This window comes from Pseudomonas wayambapalatensis (assembly GCF_049942315.1).
GTDB lineage: Bacteria > Pseudomonadota > Gammaproteobacteria > Pseudomonadales > Pseudomonadaceae > Aquipseudomonas > Aquipseudomonas wayambapalatensis.
The window spans coordinates 1-1,827 of the sequence record NZ_JBNFMU010000098.1; the positions used below are offsets into that span (position 1 = coordinate 1).

2 pseudogenes are annotated in these 1,827 nt (G+C 53.2%); both read left to right on the forward strand.

Annotated elements, in window-relative coordinates:
- Positions 1-1,137, forward strand: a pseudogene (locus ACPZMI_RS04205) (hypothetical protein); the annotation flags it as partial.
- Positions 1,137-1,827 (forward strand): annotated as a pseudogene (locus ACPZMI_RS04210) (hypothetical protein); the annotation flags it as partial. The pseudogenes ACPZMI_RS04205 and ACPZMI_RS04210, both read left to right, overlap by 1 nt.

A 1,827-nucleotide genomic window follows, 5' to 3' on the forward strand; every position in this document is an offset into this window, starting at 1 on the left:
GCGCAAACACGCACAACGCTGGACGCACTGCCGCAGGGTGACGATCCTTTGCAGCAACTGGATACAGCGCTCAAACAAGCCAAGGAACTCGCCGCACACTTCAGCCAGGTCGATAGCCATCTGGACCAGCTCGCGCAACACAGCCCCGCCAACACAGCCGGCGCGCTGGCCTGGCTCGGGCAATTAGGGCGACAGAGCTTGTCAGTGGGTGCCCCTGGCAGCGCCGACCGCTTGCTTTACCGACGCCTGAGCACCTACCTCATTGCCTCACTGGGTGAGCAAGCATTGAACCTGCGGTTGAGTGAGCAGGCGCTGGAAGGCCAAACCCCGTCGCCCGGCCGCGTCGCGGCACCTGTCGTGCGCCGCCTCAATCGAGCTTATGTCGAGACATTGCAAGGCGTACACGGCAATCAGTTCTATCGCTTGCGTGTGGCCAGTGCGCTACTCCTGCTGGAGGCCGGGTTGCTGCTGTTACAAGGAAGGCGGGATGACAAGGACCGACGCTTCTGGAGTGAAGTGACTGCGGCCGCATTGACCAGCGCGGCCGCGGGGATGGAACTACTTGCAGTGGGTACTGAGGTGACGCTCAGAGGTGTTGGTGAGAACAGCGTTACTGCGCGAGGTGCGCAAGTTAGTTTGGGACGTTATCGACTGTGGGGGGCCGGGTTAGCGGCGGTGGGGGGGATTGTCAGTATTACGTGGGACATCGCCGACGCTATAGAGGCAAAGAATAAATCCAAACCAACATTAGCGTTAGCTTATGGAGTTAGAACAGGTGCTACTTTCGCGCTACTCGTGGGGCAAGGAGGAATAGCATTTTCACAGGCTAGTGCGCTTTTCCACTGGCTGTCGGTTAGCGTCTTCACTGCCCGCGTAAATAACTTAAGCGTGACCTTATCAAGATTATCTGCACGATTGGCGGCGAACAGAGCTGCCATGCTTTGGCTCAGTCGTTTGAGCTGGATTGGAGGCGCCATAGTGCTCGCCAGCAGTATCGCCTTACTGATTCTCGATGAAGACGCGCTAGAAAAATGGTGCAGCAAATGCTGCTTCCGCCTTCAACTATCTCACAAAGGTTACACAAAGGATGCAGAAGAACTTGAGGCTTTGTTCAGTGCGACCAGTGAGGTCATATAATGTATTTTGTTGAATGGCTCACATGGCTTGCCTACATTGATCCAAAAGAAGAACGCGACGCTTTTGAAAAGCAGTATAAGAAGGTCAAAAGAAAAGCTTTATATGAAAGCGATGACCTGGAAATGCTCGAATCCGCCAAAAAGCCTGCTTGCAACACACCCAAAAGCCGTGGACCAGTCTATATTTACAACGAGCAAATATTAGAAATGCGATATGGTATGTGGGAAGATAAACGAGGACTGATAAGCATACTATCCCTTACGGCTATAGTTTACTCATTAGTAAATATAGCGATTGTTTTAGAGGACATAAAATTTCTTTTCAACCTAGCACTCAACTATAATGGCGAGCCCTATGGCGAGCAGCTTCTCATGGCGTCATTCTTCCTCACCACGGGCTTAGGTACATTATGGCTTTACCTAAAATTTGGGCTCCGCTTCACGCGATTCGAGATGTTCACATCCCGCCACTTACTAATACGCTTCAACCGCACTACCCAACAAGTTTACCTGCATCGCCCAACGTACTGTGGCGGTATCGTCACACTCCCATGGCACGGCGTGACGTCTAGTGGCTCGGATAAAAAATACGCCACTGCCGGTGGCTTGAGCCTTCCTTTGGATCTCGTGTGGCCCCCCTCGTTCGCCGGCGCACTTCATCCCGAATTCCTCTCCGCAGGCAAGACCACCC